General features: G+C 70.5%; 25 protein-coding genes. 11 read left to right on the plus strand and 14 right to left on the minus strand.

The genetic code is table 11. The annotated features are described in order from the left end of the window. Positions 1-42 precede the first annotated feature (42 nt). Entirely contained in the window at positions 43-1,272 is a 1,230-nt protein-coding gene (locus ACWDMM_RS09030; RefSeq protein ID WP_357107946.1) for an MFS transporter, read from the plus strand. A gap of 46 nt (positions 1,273-1,318) precedes the next feature. Here the strand turns inward: ACWDMM_RS09030 and ACWDMM_RS09035 are convergent, their stop codons facing one another. Then, entirely contained in the window at positions 1,319-2,116 is a 798-nt protein-coding gene (locus ACWDMM_RS09035) for an alpha/beta hydrolase family esterase (RefSeq protein WP_449936803.1), read from the minus strand. A gap of 452 nt (positions 2,117-2,568) precedes the next feature. Between ACWDMM_RS09035 and ACWDMM_RS09040 the strand changes: the two genes are divergently transcribed. After that, a complete protein-coding gene (locus ACWDMM_RS09040) occupies positions 2,569-3,099 on the plus strand; it encodes a GNAT family N-acetyltransferase (RefSeq protein ID WP_357107952.1) in 531 nt (176 codons plus the stop codon). On the opposite strand, the gene ACWDMM_RS09045 is transcribed toward ACWDMM_RS09040, so the two are convergent. The 3 genes from ACWDMM_RS09045 to zapE form a co-directional block, all read right to left on the minus strand. Next, a complete protein-coding gene (locus ACWDMM_RS09045) occupies positions 3,096-3,848 on the minus strand; it encodes an alpha/beta fold hydrolase (protein ID WP_195082247.1) in 753 nt (250 codons plus the stop codon). The two genes, ACWDMM_RS09040 and ACWDMM_RS09045, sit on opposite strands and share 4 nt — an antisense overlap. A gap of 66 nt (positions 3,849-3,914) precedes the next feature. Next, the gene (locus tag ACWDMM_RS09050; protein ID WP_357107955.1) at positions 3,915-4,697 is read right to left on the minus strand and encodes a tyrosine-protein phosphatase; all 783 of its coding nucleotides are present in this window, start codon (positions 4,695-4,697) and stop codon (positions 3,915-3,917) included. A gap of 61 nt (positions 4,698-4,758) precedes the next feature. Beyond that, positions 4,759-5,775 (minus strand): cell division protein ZapE, encoded by a 1,017-nt coding sequence (gene zapE, locus ACWDMM_RS09055; protein WP_195082245.1) that lies wholly within the window; start codon positions 5,773-5,775, stop codon positions 4,759-4,761. Positions 5,776-5,792: 17 nt separating this feature from the next. Here zapE and ACWDMM_RS09060 point away from each other — a divergent pair, with 17 nt between their 5' ends. From ACWDMM_RS09060 to msrB, 4 genes are all read left to right on the plus strand, one after another. Continuing rightward, complete coding sequence (locus ACWDMM_RS09060) at positions 5,793-6,572, plus strand: pyrimidine reductase family protein (protein WP_323124424.1); 780 nt, start codon at positions 5,793-5,795, stop codon at positions 6,570-6,572. Positions 6,573-6,603: 31 nt separating this feature from the next. Continuing rightward, positions 6,604-8,160 carry an alpha/beta hydrolase gene (locus ACWDMM_RS09065; RefSeq protein WP_195082244.1) on the plus strand — a complete coding sequence of 519 codons (1,557 nt, stop codon included), beginning with the start codon at positions 6,604-6,606 and terminating at the stop codon, positions 8,158-8,160. An 81-nt stretch (positions 8,161-8,241) separates the two neighbouring features. Beyond that, entirely contained in the window at positions 8,242-9,576 is a 1,335-nt protein-coding gene (locus tag ACWDMM_RS09070; RefSeq protein ID WP_357206751.1) for a glycosyltransferase family 87 protein, read from the plus strand. After that, a complete protein-coding gene (gene msrB, locus ACWDMM_RS09075; protein WP_195082243.1) occupies positions 9,573-10,016 on the plus strand; it encodes a peptide-methionine (R)-S-oxide reductase MsrB in 444 nt (147 codons plus the stop codon). The genes ACWDMM_RS09070 and msrB overlap by 4 nt, the downstream gene beginning before the upstream one ends. Before the next feature lie 97 nt (positions 10,017-10,113). Here msrB and hemQ read toward each other — a convergent pair whose 3' ends face one another. The 5 genes from hemQ to hemE form a co-directional block, all read right to left on the minus strand. After that, positions 10,114-10,809, minus strand: coding sequence for a hydrogen peroxide-dependent heme synthase (gene hemQ, locus ACWDMM_RS09080; protein WP_195082242.1), 696 nt, complete (start codon positions 10,807-10,809; stop codon positions 10,114-10,116). A 4-nt stretch (positions 10,810-10,813) separates the two neighbouring features. Continuing rightward, a complete protein-coding gene (locus ACWDMM_RS09085) occupies positions 10,814-12,058 on the minus strand; it encodes a globin domain-containing protein (protein WP_357107964.1) in 1,245 nt (414 codons plus the stop codon). Then, positions 12,055-12,528 carry an RrF2 family transcriptional regulator gene (locus ACWDMM_RS09090; protein ID WP_195082240.1) on the minus strand — a complete coding sequence of 158 codons (474 nt, stop codon included), beginning with the start codon at positions 12,526-12,528 and terminating at the stop codon, positions 12,055-12,057. Before ACWDMM_RS09090 ends, ACWDMM_RS09085 begins: the two co-directional genes overlap by 4 nt. A gap of 204 nt (positions 12,529-12,732) precedes the next feature. After that, positions 12,733-14,094, minus strand: a complete 1,362-nt coding sequence (locus ACWDMM_RS09095) for a protoporphyrinogen oxidase (protein ID WP_195082239.1) — start codon at positions 14,092-14,094, stop codon at positions 12,733-12,735. A 126-nt stretch (positions 14,095-14,220) separates the two neighbouring features. Beyond that, on the minus strand, positions 14,221-15,276 hold the full coding sequence (gene hemE, locus ACWDMM_RS09100) for a uroporphyrinogen decarboxylase (RefSeq protein WP_435406583.1): 1,056 nt from the start codon (positions 15,274-15,276) through the stop codon (positions 14,221-14,223). Between the two features lie 132 nt (positions 15,277-15,408). Here hemE and ACWDMM_RS09105 point away from each other — a divergent pair, with 132 nt between their 5' ends. Further along, entirely contained in the window at positions 15,409-16,047 is a 639-nt protein-coding gene (locus tag ACWDMM_RS09105) for a DUF3000 domain-containing protein (RefSeq protein ID WP_084823786.1), read from the plus strand. A 138-nt stretch (positions 16,048-16,185) separates the two neighbouring features. Then, on the plus strand, positions 16,186-17,424 hold the full coding sequence (locus ACWDMM_RS09110) for an HRDC domain-containing protein (protein WP_195082238.1): 1,239 nt from the start codon (positions 16,186-16,188) through the stop codon (positions 17,422-17,424). A 19-nt stretch (positions 17,425-17,443) separates the two neighbouring features. Here the strand turns inward: ACWDMM_RS09110 and dxs are convergent, their stop codons facing one another. Further along, a complete protein-coding gene (gene dxs, locus ACWDMM_RS09115; RefSeq protein WP_195082237.1) occupies positions 17,444-19,339 on the minus strand; it encodes a 1-deoxy-D-xylulose-5-phosphate synthase in 1,896 nt (631 codons plus the stop codon). A gap of 350 nt (positions 19,340-19,689) precedes the next feature. On the opposite strand from dxs, the gene ACWDMM_RS09120 reads away from it, so the two are divergent. Next, positions 19,690-20,364, plus strand: a complete 675-nt coding sequence (locus ACWDMM_RS09120; protein WP_323124426.1) for an SIMPL domain-containing protein — start codon at positions 19,690-19,692, stop codon at positions 20,362-20,364. Here the strand turns inward: ACWDMM_RS09120 and ACWDMM_RS09125 are convergent. Together ACWDMM_RS09125 and ACWDMM_RS09130 are read right to left on the minus strand one after the other, a co-directional pair. Continuing rightward, on the minus strand, positions 20,345-20,752 hold the full coding sequence (locus ACWDMM_RS09125) for a VOC family protein (RefSeq protein WP_195082235.1): 408 nt from the start codon (positions 20,750-20,752) through the stop codon (positions 20,345-20,347). The genes ACWDMM_RS09120 and ACWDMM_RS09125 overlap by 20 nt on opposite strands. A 25-nt stretch (positions 20,753-20,777) precedes the next feature. Then, positions 20,778-21,077, minus strand: a complete 300-nt coding sequence (locus ACWDMM_RS09130) for a DUF1330 domain-containing protein (protein ID WP_067809898.1) — start codon at positions 21,075-21,077, stop codon at positions 20,778-20,780. 122 nt (positions 21,078-21,199) lie between these two features. Here ACWDMM_RS09130 and ACWDMM_RS09135 point away from each other — a divergent pair, with 122 nt between their 5' ends. After that, a complete protein-coding gene (locus ACWDMM_RS09135) occupies positions 21,200-22,003 on the plus strand; it encodes an enoyl-CoA hydratase (protein WP_195082233.1) in 804 nt (267 codons plus the stop codon). Between the two features lie 4 nt (positions 22,004-22,007). Here ACWDMM_RS09135 and ACWDMM_RS09140 read toward each other — a convergent pair whose 3' ends face one another. Further along, a complete protein-coding gene (locus tag ACWDMM_RS09140) occupies positions 22,008-23,420 on the minus strand; it encodes a class I SAM-dependent RNA methyltransferase (RefSeq protein WP_195082232.1) in 1,413 nt (470 codons plus the stop codon). A 19-nt stretch (positions 23,421-23,439) separates the two neighbouring features. Next, the gene (locus tag ACWDMM_RS09145; protein ID WP_449936815.1) at positions 23,440-25,428 is read right to left on the minus strand and encodes an APC family permease; all 1,989 of its coding nucleotides are present in this window, start codon (positions 25,426-25,428) and stop codon (positions 23,440-23,442) included. A gap of 161 nt (positions 25,429-25,589) precedes the next feature. On the opposite strand from ACWDMM_RS09145, the gene ACWDMM_RS09150 reads away from it, so the two are divergent. Continuing rightward, positions 25,590-26,255, plus strand: a complete 666-nt coding sequence (locus ACWDMM_RS09150) for a potassium channel family protein (protein WP_195082230.1) — start codon at positions 25,590-25,592, stop codon at positions 26,253-26,255. Position 26,256: the final 1 nt, after the last annotated feature.

The raw sequence follows: 26,256 nt of genomic DNA on the forward strand, positions 1-26,256 counted from the left end.
GCCCGGCACGCATCGTCGTCCGCTTCGGGCTACCCTGCACCGATGAGTTCGATCGCGCCGGTCCTGCGGCGTGCCCGGATCGCCAACTCGTTCGCGTTCGGCGCACAGGGTTTCTTCCTCGCCGTCGTGCTGACCGAATTGCCTCAGCAGAAGCAGCGTTTCGGGCTCTCGGACGGGATGATCGCGGTCTCGGTGGTGCTGATCTCGTTGCTGGCCGGTGGCGGCAGCGTCCTGGCGGAACGGCTGGCGCTGCGCTGGTCCAGCCGCGCGGCGGTGCGGATCGGGCTGCTGCTCGTGGCCGTCACCGGCTCGGCGGCGGCGTTCGCGCCGGACACGCCGCTGCTGGTGGCCGCGCTCGGCTGCTATGGGATCGCGGTCGGCATCGTGGACGCGAGCACCAACATGCAGGCGGTCTTCATCCAGCACGGGTACGGGACGTTCATCCTGTCGTCGTTCTATGCCGTGTGGAGCGCCGGAACGATAGCCGGGGCACTGTTCGTCTCCGGGTGTGAGGCGCTGGAGGTGACGCTGCGCGAATCGCTGCTCGCGGCCGCGGCGATCGTGTTGCTGCTCGGCTGGGCGCTCGGACGTGGGCTGCTCGGCGTGCGGGACGCGGAGACCGGTCCCGCCGAGACCACCGCGCCCGGCTCCATCGTCGCGCTGCGCGCGTATCTCGGGATCGGGATCGCGATGGCGTTCGTCTTCGCCGTCGACCTCGCGGTGGGCAACTGGTCGGCCCTGTACCTCACCGACGACCTGCTCGCCGGTTCGGCGACCGCGGCGCTCGCCTACGCCGCCTACCAGGGGGCGTCGCTGGCCGCTCGGATGGCCGGTGATTCGCTGGTGCGCCGTTTCGGTCCGCGTGGTGTGGTGCGGGCGGCGGCGGGCACGGGCGTCCTCGGCCTGGCGCTGGTGGTGGTCGCGCCGAGTCCGGCGGTCGCGATCGCCGGCTTCCTGGTCGCGGGCGCGGGCCTGCCCGTGATCGCGCCGCTGTGTTTCAGCGCGGCCGGACAACTCGCGACCGGACGGGAACTGGACGCGCTCATCGCCCGTCTCAACCTGTTCAACTACGCGGGGACGCTGCTCGGCGGCGGTGTGGTCGGCGTGGTCGCGGCGAGCGCCGGGCACCGTGTGGGCTTCGTGGTCCCGCTGCTCTTCGCCGGAGCCCTGATCGCGCTCTCCCACGTCTTCCGCTCCCATCGGGTCGCGAGCGCGCCCGCCTCACTCCGTCCACAGAAGCAGCCGACGGAGTTCGGCCCCGCCGACGGGTAGGTCACGCCCGGCATCGCCCGTTGCGGTCGGTGTCCCGGCACGGCGATCAGCGGAGAGGTCCGTCCAGCGGATGGGCCAGGAAGAACTCCCACATGATCCGGTCGGCGCTGATGGAGGTTGTGGTGGCGCCGACCAGAGGCGCGGGCGATACCACGGACGGATTGCCGGGCCAGGTGTGCCCACCGTCGATGATCGAGTAGAACTCGACGGCGCCCGTGGCCGGGCACGGGTAGCTCGACAGCGTCACGTCGGCAGCGATCTGCCGCTGCACCGGCTCGCCAGCGCAACCGTTGCGGCGCGCCCAGGCCGCCGCCTGCGCCGGGATGCTCTCCGGGCCCGGCCCCTGGATCACCGGTCGGCCGGTACCTGCGTCCGGCTGCACCACCGAACCCGAGCCGTCCGGGGACGGCAGGAACCGAGCGTTCGGCCCCGCGCCGCCGGTGTAGGCGATGATCGGGTCCGCGGTGCCGTGGAAGGCGATCACGGGCACGGGACGTTCGGTGCGGCACCACGGGAAATCCTGCAGGCCGGCCACCGGGGCTATCGCCGCGATCCGGTCCGACAGCTGACATGCCAGCGAGGACGTGGTGAAGGCGCCCATCGACAGGCCGGTGACGTAGATCCGGCGCCGGTCGACGCACAGCGAAGACTCGACGTGCGAGATCAGGTCGGACAGATAGGCGATGTCGGCGCTGCCCTCGCCGAAATCCCACCGGGGCAAGCCCGGTTGCTCGAGCTGCGGGGTGATCGTCACGAAGCGCTCGGCGGCGCCGAGCGAACTGATCCCGCTGCCGGCCCGCTCGAGTTCCGCCGGCTCGAGGTAACCGTGCAGATCGAACACCACGGGTATCGGCCTCCCCGTCTCGGTGACGGGGAGGTCTTGGATGTACGTGCCCGCTCTGTCTCCGGCGGCGAATCGCAGGGTCGATCGCCCCGGTCCGGCGGCGGGCGCCGCGCAGCCGGCGGAGGCGACGGGGTCGGACGATGCCGCCTGTTCGTCCGCCCCTGCCGTGCCCGCGCTAGACGCGAGCGTGGAGGCTGTCGCGACAGCAGCCGCGATGGCGCGCACGCCGATCCTCCGCCGAGACGCACCGGGAGCGCGCCCCGCCCGTGCGACGAAGTAGATAACCATGTTCCGAAGCATGAGAAGCATATTTACATCCGATTGAAGACCGTGTCGGCCTTTCGGATCGATCCGCTGGTGACGCCTGCGCGAGTTCCGCCGTCGGCGTCCGCGCGAAGTCCTCGGCATGCGGAGCATGACATTCTCCGTCGCTCGTATGCTCTGATGGAGCCATGAGCGACCTCCCAGTCATCGTCGAGCGGGCCGGGCTCTGGGACGCGGAAGCGCTCAGTGACGTCGCGGCGGCAACCTTTCCGCTCGCGTGCCCGCCCGGGGCGACGCCCGACGACATCGAAATCTTCATCGGCGAGATGCTGTCGAGCGAGCGGTTCGGCGAATACCTGAGCGATCCGGACCGGATCGTGCTCAAGGCGGTCGTGGACGGCGACATCGTCGGCTACGCGATGCTGGTCACGGGCGTCCCTGCGCCGGTAGAGCCGGCCGAGCCGAGCCCGATGGCGGAGATCAGCAAGATGTACGTTTTGCCCGGCCGGCACGGCAGCGGAGTGTCCACCGCACTGATGAACGCCGCGCTGGACCGGGCGCGCGCCGCGGGCTGTCAGGGCGTCTGGCTGGGGGTCAACCAGGAGAACGTCCGCGCTCGGCGCTTCTACGCCAAACACGGCTTCACCGAGGTCGGCACCCGGACGTTCACCGTCGGCAACCAGGTGCATCACGACTACGTGCTGCGCCTGGTCTTCTAGCGCAGGAAGTCGACGAGCGCGGTGTGGAACGCCGGATTCACCACCGCCATCAGGTGATCGCCCGGCACGACGGCGAGCGCGCCGTTCGGCAGGGCGGCGGCGAGTCGCTCCGGTTCGGCGGCGAAGGGGTCGTCCTCGCCGGCCAGCACCAGCGCGGGCACGGTGATGTCCGCCAGCGTCTCGATGGGACGATCGTCCAGGCCGGTCGCCACGGCGTGGATGGCAGCCACGTCGGCATGGACCGCGTCGGCGAGCACCCGGAACATCTTCGCGGTCGGCGACGCTCCCGCGCCGTCTCCGGTCATCGCGGCCTGCAGATCGGGTAGGTCGATCACGCGGCGATCGACGCCGCCGCAGTCCAGCACCCCCGATCCGATGCCGCCGACGGCCAGCCGACGCACCCGCTGGTCGGCGGCGGCCACCAGCAGCGAGATCACCCCGCCCATCGAGTACCCCACCTGCACGACTTCCTCGAAACCCAGCTCGTCGTAGAGCGCGCGCACATCGCGCGCCATGGCCTGCCACGAGTACTTCGCCGGGTCGTGCGGCTTGCCGGAACGACCGTGGCCGCGCGCGTCCAGCGACACCACGGTGTGCCCGGCGGCCTGCAAGGCGGCGACCACCCCGGTGCTCATCCAGTTCGCGTTGGTGTCCGCGACCACCCCGTGCTGCAGGACGACCGGGACGCCCTCGCCCTCCCACACCCGGTAATTGAGTTCCAGGCCGTCCCATGTCTCAAACTTCGCCATGCCGGGATCGTAATGCACGGCGCGGCCCCGGACCGCCGAAGCGGACATTCGGTGCGGACGCCGCGCTCAGCCCAGCAGGCGTGCCCGCAAGGCGGCGATATCGCCGTCGGTGAGCCCCAGGCCGTCCCGGACATAGGCGTCGAAACTTCCGTAGCTCCGGTCGACCTGGTCGAAGGCGGCGTCGAGCCAGGCTCCCTGGACGCCGTTGAGCGGGTCGTGCTCGCTCGCGTGGCGAAAACGGTTGGACAGCAGATAGTCCTCGGTGACCGTGGCTCGATCGACGCCGAGCAGCGTGAGCAGCACCGCGGCCGTCCAGCCGGTGCGGTCCTTGCCCGCGGTGCAGTGGAACAGCACCGCGCCGTCGGCGCCGATGATGTCGCGCAGCACGGAAGCGAACGCCTCGTCGGCGCCCGGTGCGGTGATGAACGCCCGGTAGAGCCCGTCGCCTCCGGTGAGGGTGGTGGCGACGACCTCCGGCGAAGCCTGGCCGATCACGTCGGCCCAGTGCGCCGTCGCGCCCGCGGGGACCCGATCCGGCCCGAGCGCGCGTTCGTAGACCGTGCGCAGGTCGTGCACGGACCGCACCCGGCGGTCGGTCAGCGCGGCCAGATCCTCCGGCGTCGCGTTGTTCAGCTGCCCGGTCCGATACACGAGACCGGTGCGCACGGTCCTGCCGTCGGTCGTGCGATACCCGCCGATGTCCCTGGCGTTCTGCACCCCTTGCAAGTGCAGGGAGGGATCGGCGACGACGGCCGCGGGCGGGTCGGCCTGCGCGATGGCGGATACCGGCCCGAAGGCGACCGCCAGGCCGGCCGCCATCGCGACCGGGGCGCGGAAACGAGTGGCCATTCGGCTGCTCCTGTCATCGGGACTGCACGGCTTGCTTACTCGTAGACCGGATCGGCCTTGGTCAGGCCGCGACCTCGAATCGCGACAGCGCGAGCAAACGGGAGATGGCGCGCAGGTACTTCTTGCGGTAGCCGCCCTCGAGCATCTCGGCGGAGAAGATCTCGTCGAGCTTCGCGCCGGATACCGTCACCGGCACGCTCGCGTCGTAGAGCCGGTCGGCCAGCACCACGATGCGCAGCGCCACGGCCTGATCGGTGACCGGATGAACGCCGGAGACGAACACCGACGACACCCCGGAGATGAGCGCGCCGTACTTCGACGGATGCAGGGTGCTGAGGTGCTTCAGCAGCGCGTCGAACTCGTCGAGCGTGGAACCCGGCGTGCTCGCCGCCCGTTCGGCCAGCACCTCGGGGGCGGTCGGCTCCGGCGCAGGCGGCAGGTCGCGGTGGCGGTAGTCGGGACCGTCCACGCGCACCGCCTCGAAGATGGCGCCCAGCTTCTTGATCTCGCGCATGAAATCCTGTGCCGCGAAACGTCCTTCCCCGAGCTGCCCCGGCAACGTGTTCGACGTGGCCGCGATCGAGACACCGGCCGCCGACAGCTCGGTCAGCAGGCGCGAGACCAGCATGGTGTCGCCGGGATCGTCGAGTTCGAACTCGTCGATGCACAGCACGCTGTTGCCCGACAGCCGTTCCAGGGCGTTGGCGAAGCCGAGCGCGCCGACCAGGTTGGTCAGCTCGCCGAACGTGCCGAACGACTTGGGCGCGGGCGAGCTGTGGAAGATCGAGGCCAGCAGGTGGGTCTTGCCCACGCCGAACCCGCCGTCCAGGTACAGGCCCGCGCCGCTGACCTGCTTCTTCTTGCCGAACAGGCTCTTCTTGCGCGCGGCCTTGCTGATCTTGGCGACCTGCCCGGCGAACTCCTCGGCCTTGCTCACCGCGGCCGCCTGGCTCGGTTCCTTCGGATCGGGGATGTAGGAGGCGAAGCTCACCTCGTCGAACATGGGCGGCGGCACCATCTGGGCGACGAGCTGATCGGCCGGGACCTCCGGGTGACGATCGACGAGGCGTTCTTGCATGGACGAAGCCTAAAGACGTGGTGAGATCTGATTTCATGCAGCGTAGCCAGAATGCGATCCAGCTCACAGCGCTCGGCCCGGACGACCTCGCGGGAATGTACGCGTTCCCCGCCGCGCTCGACGCGCCTTATGTCCGCGCCAATTTCGTCTCCAGCATCGACGGCGCCGCCACCAGCGGCAACCTGACCGAAGGGCTCGGCACGCCCGCCGACCGGACGGTGTTCATGTTGCTGCGCGAACTGGCGGAGGTGATCGTGGTCGGCGCGGGCACGGCGCGCGCGGAGAACTACGGCGGGGCGCGCACCGACCCGGCGCGGCGCCGCGCGTTCCACGAGCGCGGGATCGGCGGGCATCCCGACGGCGCGCCGCCGCCGATCGCCGTGGTGACCGCGAGCGCGGCGATCGACCCCGGCGCGCGTCTGTTCACCGATACCCGGGTGCCGCCGCTGATCATCACCACGGCCACCGCGCCCGCCGACCGCAAGCAGCGATTGGCGGACGCGGGCGCCGAGGTGATCGAAGCGGGTGACATCGCGGTGACACCGGCGGGCCTGCTGCGGGTGCTCACCGAGCGCGGCCTGCTGCGGGTGCTCACCGAGGGCGGCCCGCACCTGTTCGGCGAACTGCTGGAGGCCGACGTGGTCGACGAGCTGTGCCTGACCACGGCGCCGCTGCTGGTCGGCGGCGCGGCGCGGCGAATCTCGCTGTCCGCGCACGAGTTCCGCGTCCGCATGACGCGCGCGCACGTGCTGCTGGACGACGACGGCACGATGCTCACCCGGTGGGCCCGTCGATGAAAGAACCGCCCGAACCTGGCAGGCTGTAGCAATGCGCTGGACTCGGGCCGCCGTGCTTGCCGCCACCCTCTCGATCGTGACCGCAGGTTGCGGCGCGGGACCGTCGGATCGTCCCGGCGTCGCGGTGCAGCGTCCTCCGGTCGCGGGCACCGCGACCACCTCCGCCGCGCCCGCTCCCCCGCCGAACGCCGAGCTGCCCAGAACCGACCTCAGCTGGCGCGAGTGCACCCAGCCCACGTTGGATCAGCTCGGACTCGGCCCAGCGCCGGCCGGGCTGGTGCTCGACTGCGCCGAATACTCCACCCCGATCGACTCGACGGGCGCGGTGCTTGGCAGCTTCCGCGCCGGCGCGTTGCGGGCCAGGCTGGCGCAGACCCCGGCCGACGCGCCGCCGCTGGTGCTCACCTCGGGTTCGGATCGCTCCTCGTCCGCCACCCTGGCCGGGCTGGCCGCAGGCCCGGCCTCGGCACTGCTGGCCGCGCGACCGATCGTCGCGGTGGACCGGCGCGGCATCGGCAGCTCGCAGCCGATCGACTGCCTGCCGCCGGAGATCCGCCGCGGCCTGGCCGACAACGCCCAGTCCGGGCCCGGCGCGGGCGACGCGGTGGCGCGGATGACGAAGCTGAGCCAGGACGGCACCATCGCCTGCCGCGACTTCCTGCAGCCCTACGAAGGCACCTTCGACGCGCCGCACGCCGCCGACGACATCGAGCAGTTGCGCAGGCAGTGGCAGGTGGACCACATCGCGCTGCTCGGCACGGGCAACGGCGCGAAGGTCGCGCTCAGTTACGCCCGCAAGTACGGCGACCACGTCGCCCGGCTCGTGCTCGACTCCCCCGAGCCGGTCGGCACCGATGCCGTCACCCGCGCCGAACAGGCCGTGCAGGGCGCCGAGGCCGCGCTGACGGCGTTCGCGCAGCGCTGTGTCGGCGTCGGGTGCTCGCTGGGGGCCGATCCGCGCGCCGCCGTCACCGATCTGGTGAACCGGGCCGCGACCGGCGAATTGGGCGACATCTCGGCGAACGCGTTGCTGACCGCGGTGTCGGGCTTCCTCGGCAGCCCGCGCGCCGACCAGGCCACCCGGGTCACCGAGCTGTCCGACGCGCTGGCCGCGGCCGGACGCGGCGACCGAGGACCGCTGAACACCCTGATCACCCGGGAGGCCGCGGCCACCGAGAGCGACGGCCAGTTCGTCAACCGGTGCACCGATACGCAGCTGCCGCCAACGCCGGACAAAGCCAACGAGCTCGCGGGCACATGGGCGGGCAAGTACCCCGTCTTCGGCAAAGCCGCGGCCATCGCGCTGATGGAATGCGCGGCCTGGCCGGTGTCGGCTGCGCCCGCGCTGCCGGAAAAGCTGGGTATTCCGGTGCTCGTGCTGGGCGGGGTCGCCGATCCGGTTGTCGGCAACGGCGGTCAGTCGTCGGTGACCGGCGCGATCGGTTCGGCGGGCGCCAGGCACGCGGCGGTGTCGTGGCAGGGCTTCGGGCATCCGGTGTCCACGCATTCCGGCTGCGCGCAGCGGGCGGTGCTCGACTATCTGAAGGATGGCAAACTTCCCGCAGACGGTACCGCCTGCCCGGCGTAGCCCGGCGGGAAGAGCCGCTCGAGCGGCGCGCCGGGCAGGTCCGGCCAACCACCGGTAACCCGTCCGGTGTACCGTGCCCCAGTGTTCCTTCGACAGCTCGAGCCCCGGACCGCTCGCACCACCGCCGAGGTGATCAAGTTCGCACTCTGGCCCCTTGCGGTCATGACCGTGCTGAACCGGGTTTTCATCAAGGCTGTCAACGGCTTCATCACCGACGACTACAAGCCGGTTTACCAGGCGTCCTTCGACTTCCTGAACGGACGGCCGGTCTACACCGCCAACTTCGACTCGGTGGACCCGCACTACCTGTACCCGCCCAGCGGCACCCTGCTGATCGCGCCGATCGCGGCGATCGACTACGAGAAGTCGCGCTGGCTGTTCATCGCCCTGAACGCGATCGCGATCCTCATCGCCTGGTATCTGCTGCTGCGGCTGTTCCGGTACACGCTGAACTCGGTCGCCGCGCCCGCGCTGTTGCTGGCGATGTTCTCCTCCGAGACCGTGATCAACACGCTGGTGTTCACCAACGTCAACGGCTGCGTGCTGCTGGCGGAGCTGATCTTCATCCACCTGCTGCTGAAACGACGCGACCTGTGGGCGGGCGCCGCGCTCGGATTGAGTATCGCGGTCAAACCGACGCTGGCTCCCTTGCTGTTGATCGCGCTCGCGCGGAGGCAGTGGAAGGTGTTCGTGACGGCGCTCGGCGTGCCGCTGGCGATGAACGCGATCGCCTGGCCGCTGGTGAAGGACCCGGAGAAGTTCATCACCCGCACCCTGCCCTACCTCTTCGAATCCCGCGACTACTTCAACAGCGCGATCGTCGGCAACGGCGAGTACTACGGACTGCCACCGTGGTTGACCTGGGGCATGCGCATGGTCCTCGGCGTGCTCGTGCTGATCTCGCTGTGGTTGCTGTATCGCTACTACCGCGAGGACGAACTGTTCTTCGTCTGCACCGCCTCCGGTGTGCTGCTGACGGCCTTTTTCCTGCTCAGCTCGCTGGGGCAGATGTACTACTCGATGATGCTGTTCCCCTTCCTTATGACCGTGGTGCTGCGCAATTCGGTGTTGCGCAACTGGCCGGCCTGGCTGGCGATCTTCGGGTTCATGAGCTACGACAAGTGGCTGTCGGATCGCTGGCAGCACATCGGTCGCAACCTGGAGTACCTGCGCATCACCTTCGGCTGGGGCCTGCTGCTCATCGTCGTGTTCTGCGTGCTGGGCGACCGCTATCTGGCCGCACGGCGGGCGGGCAGGCTGCCGTTCGGGATCGATCCCGCGTGGATGAGTTCCGCACCGGACCCGCGCGGTGAAGAACCGCAGCCGCCGGTCCCCGCGGCCGTCCCGGCCGGAACCCCCGGACCGCAGAACGGTCCGGCGCCCGCGGAGCAGAATCGTATTAGCGTGGAGCCATGAGTTCCGAAGCCGATACGTCCCTGCCCGCGCCGCGCATCCAGCTCTCGCCGCAGGAATGGCGATCGAAGCTGAACCCCGAGGAGTACGCGGTGCTGCGCGAGGCCGCCACCGAGCGGCCGTTCACCGGCGAGTACACCGACACCAAGACCGAAGGCGTCTACGTGTGCCGGGCCTGCGGCACCGAACTGTTCCGCAGCACCGAGAAGTTCGACTCGCACTGCGGCTGGCCGTCGTTCTTCGATCCGGCGGCGTCCGACGCGGTGATCCTCCGCTCGGACGACTCGCTCGGCATGCACCGGGTCGAAGTGCTGTGCGCGAATTGCCACAGCCACCTCGGCCACGTGTTCGAGGGCGAGGGGTACAACACGCCCACCGACAAGCGCTACTGCATCAACTCCATCGCCTTGCGACTGCACCCCTCGGACAGCGCAGCGGAGTAACCAGCCCGACGCTCACCGGCAGCGTACGAAGCCCCGGCGCTGGGCGCATGCCCCGAAAACTCTGGGCAAGCGTTTGCCTGCGCCGAGGCGGGACGCGTCAGGGCAGGGCGGCGATCAGCTTCTCGATCTCCACGCGAGGACCGGTGAAGAACGGGATCTCTTCGCGCACGTGCCTGCGGGCGTCGGTGGCCCGCAGGTCGCGCATCAAATCCACGATCCGGTGCAATTCCGGCGCCTCGAAGGCCAGGATCCACTCGTAGTCGCCGAGCGCGAACGAACTGACCGTGTTCGCCCGCACATCCGGGTAGCCGCGCGCCGCCTTACCGTGCTCGGCCAGCATCCGGCGGCGCTCGTCGTCGGGCAGCAGGTACCACTCGTAGGACCGGACGAACGGGTACACGCAGATGTAGGCGCCCGGCTCCTCACCGGCCAGGAACGCCGGAATGTGGCTCTTGTTGAACTCGGCGGGACGGTGCAGCGCCACGTTGCTCCAGACCGGCGCACTGGCCCGGCCCAGTTCGGTGGTGCGGCGGAAGTCGGCGTAGGCGGCTTGCAGGTCCTCGACGCGCTCGGCGTGCGTCCAGATCATGAAGTCGGCGTCGGCGCGCATCCCGGCCACGTCGTAGACGCCGCGGACCACGACCTCGCGGTCGGCCAGACCGTCGAAGAACGCCGTGGCCTCCTTGGTCGCCGCGTCCCGGTCCTCGCCCAGCACTCCTGGCTGCACCTGGAAGACCGAGAACATCAGGTAGCGAATGGTGGAGTTGAGAGCCTGATAGTCGAGTCGCGCCATAGCACTATCGTGCCACTCGCTCGGGAGCGCCCGCGTCGCCGGGCGTGAACTGCTCGATGTGCACGCGGGCGTCGGGGATGTCGAGGGCGCGCAGTTGGCGTCGCATATCGCGCAGGAACCCGGTCGGGCCGCAGACATAGACGTCGGCGTCCTCCGGCATGGCCAGCACCGAGAGGTCGGCCCGGCCGTGCCGAGCGCCCGCGGTCTGTTCCTCGTACCAGATCTCGACCTCGGCCTGCTCGAGCCGGGCGGTGAGCTCCGAGAGCCGATCGCGCAGCGGGTGGGTGCGCGGCGCGCGGTCGGCGTGCACGATCAGCGTGCGACGGCATGGGGCATGGGCGGCGAGATAATCCAGAACGCCGATCGTCGGGGTCACACCGATGCCCGCGGAGATCAGCACCAGTGGCGTCTGCGCCGCGGTATCGAGGACGACGTCACCGAACGGAAGGGTGACCTGCAGCGGATCGCCAGGGCGTAGGCGCTCGTGCAGCCAGGAGGACACCTCGCCCTCGGGGCAACCGCCGGCCGCGTCGACCCGCTTGACGGCGAACGACAACGCGCCGTCGCGCGGCCTGCCCACCAGGGTGTACTGACGCAACTGGCGCGCACCGTCGGGCAGCCGCACACCGACCGAAACGTACTGGCCCGGCGCGAATCCCGGCAGCTCCACGCTCGGGTCCGCGGATTCGACGGTGAAGACCGCGACGCCGGAGGGGTCGTCCCGGCGGGTCACGACGCGGGCATCCCGGAACACATCGCCGGAATCCACACCCGCCTCGGCGTAGAGCCCTTTCTCCTGGTCCATGAGCGTGTCGGCCATCATCCAGTAGACCCGATCCCACGCCGCCGCGACCGCGTCGTCGACCACGTCGGCGCCGAGCACTTCCACGATGGCCGCGAACAGATTCTCGTGCACGATCCGGTACTGCTGCGGAGTCACCCCGAGCGAGGCGTGCTTGTGCGCGATGCGCGACAGCATCGTGGCCGGGTGCGGCAGCGCGGGGTCGACCAGGTAGGCGGCGAAGGTGGCGATGGACGCGGCCAGCGCCCGCTGCTGACTGCCCTGTGCCTGATTGCCCCGGTTGAACGTGTCGCGCAGCAGCTGCGGGTGCGCGCCGAACATGGTGCGGTAGAACACGGTCGTGATGCGATCGATGTTCGCCGCCACCAGCGGCAGGGTCGCGCGGACGACCTCGGCGTGCCGCGGTTCGAGTTCCGGTTCGGCGCGGACAACGCTGTCCAGGTTCATGAAACTTCCTTCATCTCAGGGGTGACACCCGCCGTGGAGCGGACGAGTAAATGCAGCAACCCGGTCGCCTGCGAGGTGACCAATTCCTCTATCGAATAGCGGTCGAGTTCGGTATAGAAGGCTTTCTTGGCGTCGGCGAGAATTCGACGCAGCTTGCACGCGCCGACCAACGGACACGGATCAGGTTCTCCGCACTCCACCACGTCGCGGTCGCCTTCCAATTCCCGGACGAGCGCACCGACCGACACCGCGCGCCCGGCCGCGGTGATGAACAATCCGCCGGACCGTCCGCGGTGCGCCTCGACGAGGCCCAGCTCGACCAAGCGCGAAACGGATTTGGCCACATGCTTTTCCGATGCGCCGACCTGTCGCGCGATCAGTTTTGTGGTGACCCGGGAATTGTTCTCGTCCTCCACCGCGAGCCGCATGATGGTGCGCAAACCGATATCGGTGAAGTGCGAGAGCTGCATGGTTATCACGCTACCGGCGAATTCCGCCGATCCCGCACGTCTGACGAGTGTGCTTAATTACGCCGATTCGTGCGTAATTTCAGTGCGTTGCGCACGAATCGACTAGGACCGTCGAAAATCGGCCCGATCGGGGCGACGCGGCAATTGCGCGATCGGTATCGCATCGCGCTTGCGCGAGGACCACCGACAAGTGGGGCGGACCGGTCAGCGTGCGGCGCCCGCGCCGACCTCGGTCGCGATGCGTTGCGCGGCGGCCGTGCCGGACGCGACGCAGGCGGGCACGCCGACGCCGTGCAGGTACGCGCCTGCCACCGCGAGCCCGTCCAGCGACGTGACCTCGGCTTCGACGGCCGCGATGCGGGCCGGATGGCCGGGCGCGTACTGGGCGAGGCCACCCGGCCAACGCTGGACGACGGCCGCGACCGGCTCGATCGCGGCCCCGGTGACGGTGGCCAGATCCGCGGTGGCGGCGGCGACGAGATCGGAGTCGGGCCACGAGAGTGGTGAGTCGTCGCCGAACTTGCCGAAAGAGACGCGCACGAGCGCCGTCTCACGGTGCGCGAGATGGGTCCATTTGCGGCTGGAGAGCGTAAAGGCTTTGGCGCGCAACGGCTCTCCGGTGGCCACCAGGATGCCGGAGTTGCGCGGCAGAGCGGTCGCGCGGGGTAGCGCCAGCGCGACCACGGCCGAGGATGAGAGTTCGACGCCCGCCAGTTCCGCCGACGCGACCGGGGCGACGGCGGCGAGCAGGCGAGCGGTCACCGGCGCCGGGGTGGCGAGCACCACCGCGTCGACGGCGCCGATCGGATCGACCACCCAGCCGCGCAGCCCCCTGGCCAGACGCGTTGCGGGCGTCGCGGTCACGAACCGCGCCCCGGAGCGTTCGGCGAGTGCTTCCAGCAGCACCCGGTACCCGTCCCGGATACCACCGAAGACCGGAGCGTTCGACGGGGGCGGCAGCGCGGCGCCGACGGCGGCGCTGAGGCTGGGCGCGCCGTTGTCCAGCGCGGCGGCCAGGGTGGGCAGCGCGGCGCGCACCCCGATGGAGCGGGAGCTGCCCGCGTACACGCCGCCGAGCAGCGGGTCGACGCTGCGCTCGGCGACTTGCGGGCCGAAGCGGTCGGCGACCAGGCGGTATACGTCGGTGTCGGAGCCGGGCTCCCAGACCAGTGGCCGGCCGGGTTCTGCGGCGATCCGGGTCAGCGTCTCGGCGTCGACCAGTCCGCGCATCGATTCCGCGTTCGCCGGGATACCCATCAAGGTCCCCTCCGGCAGCGGATGCGCTGTCCCGGCGGACCACACCAGCGGCCGCAGCCCCGCGGGGGTCACCAGCTGCGACTCGAGCCCGAGTTCGCGTAGCAGCGCGGGCACCTCCGGCCGCCGCCCGACGAACGCCTCCGCGCCGAGATCCAGTGGCTCCCCGGCCAGTTCACCGGTGTAGAGGATGCCGCCGACCCGTTCGGCGCGATCGAGCACCAGCACGTCGGCATCCGGCCCGAGCAGTGTCCGCAACCGATACGCGGCCACCAGCCCGCTGATCCCACCGCCGACCACCGCGATACGCATGCCTCGACCGTATCGCGTGCCGCGAGGTGACCGCTGGACGGTGGGCGCCCGGATGACTCGGAACACACCTGTGCCCGGCCTCGCGCCCGCTCCGTCGACCGCTGGGCGGCCTGTCGGTTCCCCGGCTTACAGCTCGTGAACGAGTTCCACCAAGGCCGTCAGCACGCCGGGATCGGTCTCCGGAAGCACCCCGTGGCCCAGGTTGAAGATGTGCCCGGTGGCGCCGAGGGTGATCGCCTCGTCCGCTTCCCGCGCGATCCGCCGGGCCTGCTCCTCGATCGCCTGCGGACCGGCGAACAGCACGGCGGGATCGAGGTTGCCCTGCAACGCTTTTCCCGGACCGACGCGGCGGACGGCCTCGGTCAGCGGCACCCGCCAATCGACGCCGACCACGTCGGCGCCCGCCTCGCTCATGGCGCCGAGCAACTCACCGGTTCCCACCCCGAAGTGGATGCGCGGCACGCCCGCCTCGGCGATCTCGGCGAACACCCGCTCCGAATGCGGGAGCACGAAGCTGCGGTAGTCGGCCAGCGAGAGCGCGCCGGCCCAGGAGTCGAACAACTGCACCGCGTCCACGCCCGCCGCCAGCTGGGCCTGCAGGAACGCGATGGTGATGTCGGTGAGCACGCCGAGCAGCTCGTGCCAGGTCCGCGGATCGGCGTACATCATCGCCTTGGTGCGCTCGTGGTTCTTGCTCGGACCGCCCTCGACCAGGTAGGAGGCGAGGGTGAACGGCGCGCCCGCGAACCCGATCAGCGGCGTCTCCCCCAACGCGTCGATCAGCAGGCGCACGCCGTCGGTGACCGCGCCGACCTCCTCGGGTCGCAGCCGGGGCAGCGCGCGCACGTCGTCGACCGTCCGCACGGGCGCGGCGACCACCGGCCCCACGCCGGGCACGATGTCCAGATCGATGCCCGCCGCCTTCAGCGGAACGACGATGTCGGAGAACAAGATCGCCGCGTCGACCCCGTGCCTGCGGATCGGCTGCAACGTGATCTCGCACACCAGCTCGGGGTCGAAGCAGGACTCGAGCATCCCGATGCCCGCACGCACCTCGCGGTACTCGGGCAGCGAGCGTCCGGCCTGGCGCATGAACCACACCGGACGCCTGCTGGGCGTCGCGCCGGTGGCGGCGGCCAGGAACGGGGCATCGGTCAACCGGCGGCGGGTATGAGTGCTCATCACGGCTATCGTATGCGGGCCCGCGCGAGGGAGCGGACGCGGAGGCGGCAGCGATGACCGCGCGGACGCCGCAGGGCCCGTAGCGGCGCGCCTCCGACTGCGCCGGGTGCACAAGGTCTACCGTCAGCATTCGTGACACCGCTCGACTTCCGCGACGGCGCCGCACCGACCGAAGGACCTCATGGCGAGCCAGCTCAGTTTCGCGCCGCGGTCGAGGCGATGGGCACCGCTACCGTGCACCCTCGGATCGAGCTCGCGCCCATCCGGCCGCCGCAACGACTCGCCCCGTTCTCCTACGCGATCGGCGCGGAGGTCGCACATCCGGAAACCCCTGTCGTACCGGCCGATTCCGAAGGCGACGCGTTCGGCAGACTGATCCTGCTGCACGACCCGGACGGCGACGACACCTGGCACGGCACCCTGCGCCTGGTCGCCTACATCCAGGCCGACATCGACGCCGCACTCGCGACCGATCCCCTGCTGCCCGAGGTGGCGTGGAGCTGGCTGGTGGACGCGCTGGAGTCGCGCACCGAGCCGTTCACCGCGCTCGGCGGCACGGTGACCTCGACCAGCTCGGTGCGCTACGGGGACATCGCAGGCCCGCCGCGCGCCCATCAGCTCGAGATCCGCGCCTCGTGGACGCCGGTCACCACCGACATGCGCCCGCATCTGGAGGCGTTCTGCGAGGTGCTGGCCTACGCGGCGGGGCTGCCGCCCGCAGGGGTGACCCAGCTGCAGATCAGGCCCGGCCTGTCCGGCGACCATCCCTGAGCGCGCCGCTCGCATGCGGTGACCTGCGCCGCAGCCGCCTGTACCCGATCCGGCGGGCCCTTGGCGCCCGATGCACCGACACACTTATGCGCCGATAGGACGGCGGCGCGGTTGCGTCGGCACGTAAAGTTCAACACCATGTCCGTACCAGACGAATTCGAACCCTCGGCCGCGACGCCGCTGCTCGCGCCGGTGGAGGGGGTGCCACCGGTACTGGACACCGCCGCCGAGATCGGCGCGGCCGCCGCCCGGCTGGCCGCGGGCACCGGCCCGCTGGCCGTGGACGCCGAGCGCGCCTCCGGGTTCCGCTATTCGGCGCGCGCGTATCTGATCCAGCTGCGCCGGGCCGGCGCAGGCACGTTCCTCATCGACCCGATCCCGGTCACCGACGCCCTCGGCCCGCTGGCCGAGGCGATCAACGGACTGGAGTGGGTCCTGCACTCCGCGGACCAGGATCTGCCCGGCCTGGCCGAACTGGGCTTGCGCCCGGCCCGGCTGTTCGACACCGAGCTGGGCGGACGCCTGGCGGGCTTCGAACGCGTCGGGCTCGCCGCGATGGTGGAGCGGCTGCTGGGCCGTGCGCTGCGCAAGGGACACGGGGCGGCCGACTGGTCCACCCGGCCGCTGCCCGCCGACTGGCTGAACTACGCCGCCCTGGACGTCGAATTGCTGCTCGAACTGCGCGACGCCGTGGCCGCCGCGCTCGACGAGCAGGGCAAGACGGATTGGGCGGCACAGGAATTCGAGCACATTCGCACCTTGGACCCGCCCGCGCCGAAGGCCGAGCGGTGGCGGCGCACCTCGGGCATCCACACACTGCGCCGCACCAGGCAACTGGCGGTGGTGCGCGAGCTGTGGACCGCGCGGGACGCGCTGGCCCGCGCCCGCGACGTGGCGCCCGCCCGCATCCTCCCCGACTCGGCGATCATCGCCGCGGCGGCCGCGGAACCCCGATCCATCGCGCAGTTGCGCACGCTTCCGGTGTTCGGCGGGCCGCGTCAGCGCCGGTACTCCCGCGAATGGCTCGCCGCGATCGAGCGCGGCCGCACCTTGCCCGACAGCGACCTGCCGCCGCTCACCCAGCCGTTCGACGGCCCGCCGCCGGTCAACCGCTGGGAGCGCCGCGACCCGGCCGCGGCGGCGCGCCTGACCCGGGCCCGAGCAGCCATGGCCGAGTTGTCGGCGCAGTACTCGATCCCGGTGGAGAATCTGCTCGCGCCAGACCTGGTCCGCCGCCTGTGCTGGGACGGATTGCCCGACTACGAGTCGGTCGAGCCCTCCGCCGTCGACGGATTCCTGAAGTCCGGCGGCGCCCGGCCGTGGCAGCGGGAACTGGACGTCCCGCGATTGACCGCGGCGTTGCCGCCTGCGCGCTAGCGCCCGATGCTCGCCCGCGTCAGCGAGCGGCCAGCCACCCGCTGATCCGCCGGGCGATGTCCGGGCCGGTGAGGCCGAGTCCTGCGTGCACCTCACCGCGCGAGGCATGGTCCAGGAACTGTTGCGGCACACCGAGATCGCGGGTCGGGATGTCGAGCCCGGAGTTGCGCAGGCGGGCCGACACCGTGGAGCCGATACCGCCGTGCAGGCCGCCGTCTTCCAGCGTGACCACCAGCCGGTAGTTCTCCGCGAGCTTCAGCAGGGTGTCGGAGACCGGCAGCACCCAGCGCGGGTCGATGACCGTGACCGAGACGCCTTCGGCATCCAGCAGCTGCGCCGCCTCCAGCGCGGTGCCTGCGAACGAGCCGACCGCGACGAGCAGCACGTCGCCGTGCACCGCCTGCACCGAGCCGCCGTCCGGCTCGGCCATCCGGAGCACATCGATGCCGTCCAGCCGTTCCACCGCGGAAATGTCCTCGGCGACACTGCCTTTCGGGAACCGCAGCGCCGTGGGCCCGTCGTTGACGGCCAGCGCCTCGGCCAGTTCCTCCCGCAACGTCGCGGCGTCGCGCGGAGCGGCGACCCGGATGCCGGGGATGATCCCGAGGACCGACAGATCCCACATGCCGTTGTGGCTGGCGCCGTCGGAGCCGGTGATGCCCGCACGGTCCAGCACCACGGTGACCGGCTGCTTGAGCAGCGCCACGTCCATCAGCAACTGGTCGAAAGCGCGGTTGAGGAAGGTCGAGTAGATCGCGACCACCGGATGCATGCCGCCGAGCGCCAGCCCCGCCGCGGAGGCCATGGCGTGCTGTTCGGCGATGCCGACGTCGAACATCCGGTCGGGAAAGCGCTCGCCGAACGCCGCCAGTCCGGTCGGGCCAGGCATCGCCGCGGTGATGGCGACGATGTCGGCGCGACGCTCGGCGTGCGCGATCAACTCCTCGGAGAACACCGAGGTCCATCCGCGCGCCTTCGGACCGCCGACCGGGACGCCGGTGAGCGGGTCGATGGGGTCGCAGGCGTGCATCTGGTCGGCGACGTGGTTCTCGGCGGGCGCGTAACCGCGGCCCTTCTGCGTCACGGCGTGCACCACGACGGGGCCGCCGAAGTCCTTGGCCCGGCGCAGCGCGGCCTCCAGCGCGACGACGTCGTGGCCGTCCACCGGCCCGACGTACTTCAGGCCGAGATCACTGAACAGTTCCTGCGGGCTTACCGCGTCCTTGATGCCCGCCTTGACCGCGTGCACCATCGAGTACGCCGATTCGCCCACCCGGGGGATGGCCTTGAGGATGCGCTTGCCCGTGTCCAGGGCGTGCTCGTAGGCGGGCTGGGTGCGCAGCGCCGTCAACCGCTCGGCCAGGCCGCCGATGGTGGGTGCGTAGGAGCGGCCGTTGTCGTTGACCACGACGACCACGGGGCGGTCGGAGGCGGCGATGTTGTTCAGCGCCTCCCAGCACATGCCGCCGGTGAGCGCGCCGTCGCCGACGATCGCGACCACGTGCCGGTCCTGGCCGCTGAGCGCGAACGCCTTCGCCAGACCGTCGGCGTACGACAGCGCCGCCGAGGCGTGCGAGGACTCCACCCAGTCGTGGGCGCTCTCGGCCCGGCTCGGGTAGCCGGACAGGCCGCCCTGCTTGCGCAGCGAGTCGAATTGATCTTTGCGCCCGGTCAGGATCTTGTGCACGTAGGCTTGGTGCCCGGTGTCGAAGATCAGCGGGTCGGCCGGCGAGTCGAAGATCCGGTGCAGGGCGATGGTGAGTTCGACCACACCGAGGTTCGGACCGAGGTGCCCGCCGGTCGCGGCGACTTTGCGCACCAGGAACTCGCGGATCTCCTCCGCCAGCTCGCGTACCTGCGGCACGGTCAGCCTGCGCAGATCATCGGGCGTGTCGACCCGGGAAAGCACTCCCACCTGAACTAGCTCCCTCCGGATAGCGCATCTGATCCGATCAGTCTACGGAGCGGCGGCCGGTGCTCCCGCACGAGAACGATCACACCGACCGGCATGGCGTCGAAATGTGAGCCTCGACATACGGTACCCGGCCCAGAGTGACAGGGCGATCCGGCCCGAGCAACTCTCGCGCGCAATCGAACCGGGGCAGCGGCACGATCCGCCACGAGCGTGCGCACCGGCTGCCCAGCTGTCGGCCGGTTCGCCCGAGCCTTCGCGCAGACCGGCGCGAATGATCCCGGCCCCGGCGCGACCACTGAGCGGGCACGATGGTGCGGTACGGATCGACCGCGACCGACGAGGAGAGCTCCGTGGACGACAACACCGATTCGCGTGCGGGCACCGTCACCACCTACGGGCACGGCGTCGCCCGCGCCGTGCCCGACCTCATGCGGGTGACGATCTCGGTCGAATCGCGCGCGAGCAAGGTCGCGCTCGCCTACCGCCGGGCCGGTGAGCGGGTGGCCGCGATCACGCGATCGCTGCGCTCCGACGGCGTCGCCGGCGTGGACATCGCCACCAGCGGACTGTCGGTACAGACCGAGACGGTGTGGACCGAGGGACAGGGCAACCGCGTCACGGGGTACCTCGCGAGCACGTCGCTGACGGTCGCTTTGCGCGATATCGGCCATGATGCCGACCCCGGCCCCGGCACGGTCATCGCCGACTGCGTCGAGGCGGGCGGTGACGATGTCCGCCTCGGCGGTCTGGTCCTCGCCTTCGCCGATCAGGAATCCCTGCTCACCCGGGCCCGCGATGCCGCGTGGGACGACGCCGTCGCCAAGGCCGAGCAGTACGCCCGGCGGGCGCGGCGCTCGCTCGGAGAGGTGGTCGAGATCACCGAGGACACCGCCGCCGCGCCGCCGGTGCCGCGCGCGCAGTCCCTGTCGGCCCCGATGGAGGCCTACCGCGCCGTCGCCGTCCCGGTGGAGCGGGGCGAGAGCGAGATCCGCGCGGACCTGCGCGTCACGTGGCGACTGGCCTGACAGCTGCTGTTTCCGCCGCGCCGCGGTCCGCCAGGAACTCCAGCCGATTGCCCACCCCGTCGCGGGTGTGGAACCGCCGCCGCCCCGGAATCTCCGCCGGATCGGCCCAGACGACCGGATAGCCGGCCGCGGCGACCGCGGCAGCGACGGCGTCGATGTCCACCACGAACGCCGGATGCGCTTTGGCGGCCGGGCGGAAATCGGCTTCCACACCGATGTGCAGTTCGCCGTCCGGGCCACCGCGGCCGGGGACGCGGAACCAGCAACCGCCCCTGGCGGCGAGCAGCGGCGGCTTCGGGAGTTCGGCCCATCCGAGCACTCCGGTGTAGAAGGCGCGCTGCCGGTCTTCCGCACCTGCGGGACAGCACAATTGGACGTGATGGATCATGCTTCCATCGTGCCCGAGGCCGGGTTCACGAACCGTGACCCAGACCTCGCACCAGCAGGGTGACCGTGTCCGCTCCGGCGTGCCGATCCTTCGAGATCTCCTGGTACTCCGGCGAATCGGCCCAGGCGCGGAAGGACGGCTCGTCCGGGAAGGAGATCAGCACCACCTTCTCGCGATCGGTGACGCCCTCGATGGTCTGCGGGGACTCGTCGGCGGCCAGCAGTGTCCCGTTGTAGCGGACGAAGACGTCCAGGAAGCGTGCCTGGTAGCGGTCGTAGGCGGCGCGATCGGTGAACTTCAGTTGCGCAATTGCGTACACGGTCATGGCTGTGACTCTAATTGGACGGTCCGGCGGCCCCGCACCGGTTCGGCGGCGCCCCGCGCGAATTCACCGCTGCGCCGGGCCCGGCGTGCCTATATTGAGGTCGTCACCGTCCAGGAGGTCGCATGTCGTTCGTGCTCATCGACAAACCACGGCCCCATATCGCCCTGGTGACGCTGAACCGGCCCGAACGGATGAACGCGATGGCGTTCGACGTGATGATCCCGCTGCGCGAGGCGCTGGAGCGGGTGCGCGCCGACAACGACGTCCGGGTCGTCGTGCTGACCGGCGCGGGACACGGTTTCTGTTCCGGAGCCGACCTCACCAGCGCGGGAAAGGTGCCGAACGTCGACGGGCTCACCGTCACCAGTGTCGCGCGCCGGTCGATGGATCTGCTCAACGACGTGCTGATCGCGCTGCGGCGGATGCACCAGCCGGTGATCGCCGCGGTCAACGGCGCGGCCATCGGCGGCGGGCTCTGCCTGGCCGTCGGCGCCGATATCCGCATCGCCGCCGAGGACGCGTACTTCCGCGCCGCCGGCATCAACAACGGCCTCACCTCGGCCGAACTGGGTCTCAGTTATCTGCTGCCCCGTGCGGTCGGCGCGTCGAGGGCATTCGAGATCATGCTGTCCGGCCGCGACGTCGACGCCACCGAAGCCGAGCGCATCGGTCTGGTCTCCCGCGCCGTCGCGGCGGCGAAACTGCTGGACACCTGCTACGACCTTGCCGAACGCATCATCGGCTTCAGCCGGGTCGGCACCGAGCTCACCAAGCGCATGCTGTGGAGCGGCATGGAGGCGGGCGGCTTCGAATCGCACATGCAGCACGAGGGCACTGCGCAGCTGTACGTGCGCCTGACCACCGGCAATTTCGACGAGGCGATCCGCGCCCGCCGGGACCGCAGGCCCCCGGTCTACGAGGACTGACCGCTCAGCGCTCCAGCAACGCGAGGCATTCCACGTGGTGCGTCGCGGGGAAGGCGTCGAAGGCGCGCAGGTCGGCGAGCCGGTAACCCGCCGCCTGGTACAGGCCGAGATCGCGGGCGAACGCGGCGGGATCGCAGCCGACGTGGACGATCCGCCTCGGACCGCTGGCGGTGACCGCGCCGATCACCTCCTTGCCCGCGCCCGCGCGCGGTGGATCGAGCACCACGACGTCCGGGGCGGCCGCGCCGACGTGCTCGAGCACCCAGCGCTCCACCCGCTGTGCCCGCAGTTCCACCCAGGGCAGGTCGCGCAACGCGGCGGCGCCGTCGGCGACGGCGGGACGGGCCGATTCCACCGCGAGCACCACACCGGTGCGCCCGGCCTGTTCGGCGAGGCGCGCGGCGAACACCCCGGCGCCACTGTAGAGGTCCCACGCGCGCCCGCCGGGCCCGAGTTGCGACCACTCCGCGATCAAATCCGAATAACGTTGCGCCGCACCGCGATGCGCTTGCCAGAAGCCCGTCGCGGCGACCTCCCAGCGCCGCCCGGCCACGTACTCGACCGCGCGCCCGCTGCCCTCGAACACCCACTCCTCACGCGCCGCGTGCGCCGCCGCACGTCGCGCGGACGCCGCGCGCCGGTCGTCGCGGCCTGCGGACTCCGCGGCGGACCGGTCTCCCCCGCGCCGATCCCGCCCGTGCGGACGGTCGCGTCGACCTCCGCCGCGCCGATCCCGGCCACCCGGCTCCGATCGCCGCCCGCTTCCGCCGGGGCCGCGCCGATCCCCGCCGCGACCGCCCGGTTCGGCATCCGCGGCGGGCGCCAGCTCGACGACGTGCCGGATCCCGTCCCCGTCCACCGCGATCACCAGATCGGCGCCGGGCGTCCATCGCCGCTGCGCGAGCCCCTCCAGCGCTCCCGTGACCGGTTGCGGGCAGCGCAGATCCGGGATCACGTCGGTGCTGCGATAGCGGTGCACCCCGGCACGTCCGTGCGCGTCGACCGCGAGGCGCACGCGGGTACGCCATCCGCCGCCCGCGTCGCCGGGCCCGATGGACTCCACCACCACGTCGCGCTCGATCCCGGCCACCCGCCGCAACTGCTCGGCCACCACCGCGGCCTTCAGCGCGCGTTGGGCCTGCGGCGTGGCGAAGGAGAAATCGCAGCAGCCCGCGCCGCCGGGACCGGACACCGGACAGGTGGCAGGCACCCGATCCGCGGACGCCTCCAACACTTCGACCGCGTCGGCGCGGAAGAACGAACCGCCGCGATCCTCGGTGACCCGCGCCCGCACCAGCTCGCCGGGCAACCCGTGCCGGACGAACACCACACGTCCCTCGTACCGTGCGACACAGAACCCGCCGTGACCCGGCGGCCCGAGCCGCACCTCGAACGTGCCGGTCCGCCGATCGCTCATCCCGAATGCTCCGCGGACGTCATGTCCGATCCTCGTACCCGCGCCGCACCGCGCCGGGAGCGTTCACCACGCCCGGGGTGCGCGCCCGCGCCGACGAACTCAGCTGCCACGGCACGCTGGTCACCATCACGCCCGGCTCGAACAGCAGCCTGCCCTTCAAGCGCAGGGCGCTCTGGTTGTGCAGCACCTGTTCCCACCAGTGGCCCACCACGTACTCGGGGATGAACACGGTCACCACGTCGCGCGGGGCGTCTTTGCGCACGCGCTTCACATAGTCCAGCACCGGCTTGGTGATCTCGCGATAGGGCGATTCGATCACCTTGAGCGGCACCGTGATGTCGCTGTTCTCCCACTCCCGCACCAGCGCCCTGGTGTCGGCCTCGTCGACGTTCACCGTGACCGCCTCCAGCGTGTCGGGGCGGCTGGCGCGCGCGTAGGCGAGAGCGCGGCGCGTCGGCAGATGCAGCCGGGACACGAGCACGATGGAGTGCGAGCGGCTGGGCAGCACACCGTCCCACTCGTGCTCGTCCAGCTCGCGGGCGACCGAATCGTAGTGCCTGCGAATCAGTTTCATCACGACGAAGATCGCCACCATGGTGAAGATGGCGATGTAGGCGCCCGCGAAGAACTTGGTGATCAGCACGATCACCAGCACCGCTCCGGTCGCGCTCAGACCGACCGCGTTGATCACCCGCGAGCGCTTCATCCGCGCGCGCTGCGCCGGGTCGGTCTCGGTGCGCAGCAAACGGGTCCAGTGCCGCAGCATGCCGGTCTGGCTGAGCACGAACGAGACGAACACGCCGACGATGTACAGCTGGATCAGCTTGGTCACCTCGGCGCCGAACAGCACCACGAACGCGATCGCCGCGCCGGACAGGAACAGGATGCCGTTGCTGAAGGCCAGCCGGTCGCCTCTGGTGTGCAGCTGGCGCGGCAGGTAGCGGTCCTGCGCCAGGATCGAGCCGAGCACGGGGAATCCGTTGAACGCGGTGTTCGCGGCGAGCACGAGGATCAGCGCGGTCACCGTCGTGATGAAGAAGAAGCCGAGCGGGAAACCGTCGAACACGGTCTCGGCCAGCTGCGCGATCAGCGTCTTCTGGTGATAGTCCGACGGTGCGCCGGTCAGGTCGGCGACGTCGTGCGCGTACACCACCCCGATCTTCTGGGCGAGGATGATGATGCCCATCAGCAGGACGATCGCGATCGTGCCGAGCATCAGCAGGGTGGTGGCGGCATTGCGCGACTTGGGTTTGCGGAACGCCGGCACGCCGTTGCTGATCGCCTCCACACCGGTCAGCGCGGCGCAGCCGGAAGAGAACGACCGCGCGATGAGGAAGGCGAACGCCAGGCCGTAGAGATGCTCGTGCTCGGCGATCAGGCCGAAGCCCGCCGATTCGGCCCGCAGGTCGTCCCCGAGCACGAAGATCCGGAACAGACCCCAGCCCAGCATGATGAACATGCCGATGATGAACGCGTAGGTCGGAATCGCGAACGCCGTGCCCGACTCCCGCACACCGCGCAGATTGATCGCGGTCAGCAGCGCGATGGCCACGACGGCGAACAGCACCTTGTGCGTCGCGACGAACGGAATGGCCGAGCCGATGTTGGACGCGGCCGATGAGATCGACACCGCGACGGTGAGCACGTAGTCGACCAGCAGCGCGCTGCCGACGGTCAGGCCCGCGTTGGGCCCCAGGTTGGTGGTCGCCACCTCGTAATCGCCGCCGCCGGACGGGTAGGCGTGAACGTTCTGCCGGTAACTGGCCACCACGACAGCCATGACGAACGCGACGGCCAATCCGACCCAGGGTGCGTACAGGTAGGCCGCGACCCCGGCGGCCGAGAGCACGAGGAAGATCTCTTCGGGGGCGTAGGCGACCGATGACATCGCATCGGATGCGAACACCGGGAGCGCGATTCGCTTCGGCAACAGCGTGTGGCCCAGCGAGTCGCTACGGAAAGGCCTGCCCAGCAGCACTCGCTTCGCTGCCGTCGTCAACTTGGACACTGGAGCGAGCATAGGCCCCCGCACGGGGGATCGCGCGCGTGGCTCGCAGGTTTGCTCGCCGGCTGGAGGGGGAACGTGGCCGGTGGAATCATTCGACGGGTAGCGTTCGACCGAACAATGAAGCAGACCGAACACCACGGTTCCAGGAACGAGGTTGCACGGTGTACGTAGTGATCATGGGGTGCGGGCGCGTCGGCTCGTCGCTGGCCCACGCCCTGGTCCGCGTAGGTCACGAAGTCACCGTGATCGACCGGGACCCCAGTTCCTTCCTACGCCTCGGATCCGACTTTCCCGGCGAGCGCGTGACCGGTGTCGGATTCGATCGAGATGTGCTGATCAAGGCCGGGATCGAGCGGGCGGACGCGTTCGCGGCGGTGTCCTCCGGCGACAACTCGAACATCATCTCCGCCCGGGTCGCCAGGGAGATGTTCGGCGTCGAGCGCGTGGTGGCCCGCATCTACGACGCCAAGCGCGCCGCGGTCTACGAACGCCTCGGCATCCCCACCATCGCCACGGTCCCGTGGACCACCGACCGCTTCCTGCGCGCGCTCGTCGGCGACACCGGCACCACCACTTGGCGCGACCCCACCGGAACGGTTGCCGTGACCCAGCTGACGCTGCACGAAGAGTGGTATGGCCGCACCGTGCGCGATCTGGAGCAAACCGTCGCGGCCAGGGTCGCGTTCATCATCCGGTTCGGCCAAGCGCTGCTGCCCGACAGCAAGACCATCGTCCAGGCCGACGACATCGTGTATGTGGCCGCGGCTTCCGGCGCCGTGGGCGAGGCCGTCGCCTTGGCCGGAAAGCCCCCAGCGAGCGAGGACTGAA

Source organism: Nocardia sp. NPDC003726 (assembly GCF_053586955.1).

What these genes read in the sequence shown, in the direction of transcription:
- ACWDMM_RS09030 (WP_357107946.1), top strand. Translation starts at nt 43, where the DNA reads ATGAGTTCGATCGCGCCGGTCCTGCGGCGTGCCCGGATCGCCAACTCG.
- ACWDMM_RS09040 (WP_357107952.1), top strand. Translation starts at nt 2,569, where the DNA reads ATGAGCGACCTCCCAGTCATCGTCGAGCGGGCCGGGCTCTGGGACGCG.
- ACWDMM_RS09045 (WP_195082247.1), bottom strand. Translation starts at nt 3,848, where the DNA reads ATGGCGAAGTTTGAGACATGGGACGGCCTGGAACTCAATTACCGGGTG.
- ACWDMM_RS09050 (WP_357107955.1), bottom strand. Translation starts at nt 4,697, where the DNA reads ATGGCCACTCGTTTCCGCGCCCCGGTCGCGATGGCGGCCGGCCTGGCG.
- zapE (WP_195082245.1), bottom strand. Translation starts at nt 5,775, where the DNA reads ATGCAAGAACGCCTCGTCGATCGTCACCCGGAGGTCCCGGCCGATCAG.
- ACWDMM_RS09065 (WP_195082244.1), top strand. Translation starts at nt 6,604, where the DNA reads ATGCGCTGGACTCGGGCCGCCGTGCTTGCCGCCACCCTCTCGATCGTG.
- msrB (WP_195082243.1), top strand. Translation starts at nt 9,573, where the DNA reads ATGAGTTCCGAAGCCGATACGTCCCTGCCCGCGCCGCGCATCCAGCTC.
- hemQ (WP_195082242.1), bottom strand. Translation starts at nt 10,809, where the DNA reads ATGGCGCGACTCGACTATCAGGCTCTCAACTCCACCATTCGCTACCTG.
- ACWDMM_RS09085 (WP_357107964.1), bottom strand. Translation starts at nt 12,058, where the DNA reads ATGAACCTGGACAGCGTTGTCCGCGCCGAACCGGAACTCGAACCGCGG.
- ACWDMM_RS09090 (WP_195082240.1), bottom strand. Translation starts at nt 12,528, where the DNA reads ATGCAGCTCTCGCACTTCACCGATATCGGTTTGCGCACCATCATGCGG.
- ACWDMM_RS09095 (WP_195082239.1), bottom strand. Translation starts at nt 14,094, where the DNA reads ATGCGTATCGCGGTGGTCGGCGGTGGGATCAGCGGGCTGGTGGCCGCG.
- hemE (WP_435406583.1), bottom strand. Translation starts at nt 15,276, where the DNA reads ATGAGCACTCATACCCGCCGCCGGTTGACCGATGCCCCGTTCCTGGCC.
- ACWDMM_RS09110 (WP_195082238.1), top strand. Translation starts at nt 16,186, where the DNA reads ATGTCCGTACCAGACGAATTCGAACCCTCGGCCGCGACGCCGCTGCTC.
- ACWDMM_RS09125 (WP_195082235.1), bottom strand. Translation starts at nt 20,752, where the DNA reads ATGATCCATCACGTCCAATTGTGCTGTCCCGCAGGTGCGGAAGACCGG.
- ACWDMM_RS09130 (WP_067809898.1), bottom strand. Translation starts at nt 21,077, where the DNA reads ATGACCGTGTACGCAATTGCGCAACTGAAGTTCACCGATCGCGCCGCC.
- ACWDMM_RS09135 (WP_195082233.1), top strand. Translation starts at nt 21,200, where the DNA reads ATGTCGTTCGTGCTCATCGACAAACCACGGCCCCATATCGCCCTGGTG.
- ACWDMM_RS09140 (WP_195082232.1), bottom strand. Translation starts at nt 23,420, where the DNA reads ATGAGCGATCGGCGGACCGGCACGTTCGAGGTGCGGCTCGGGCCGCCG.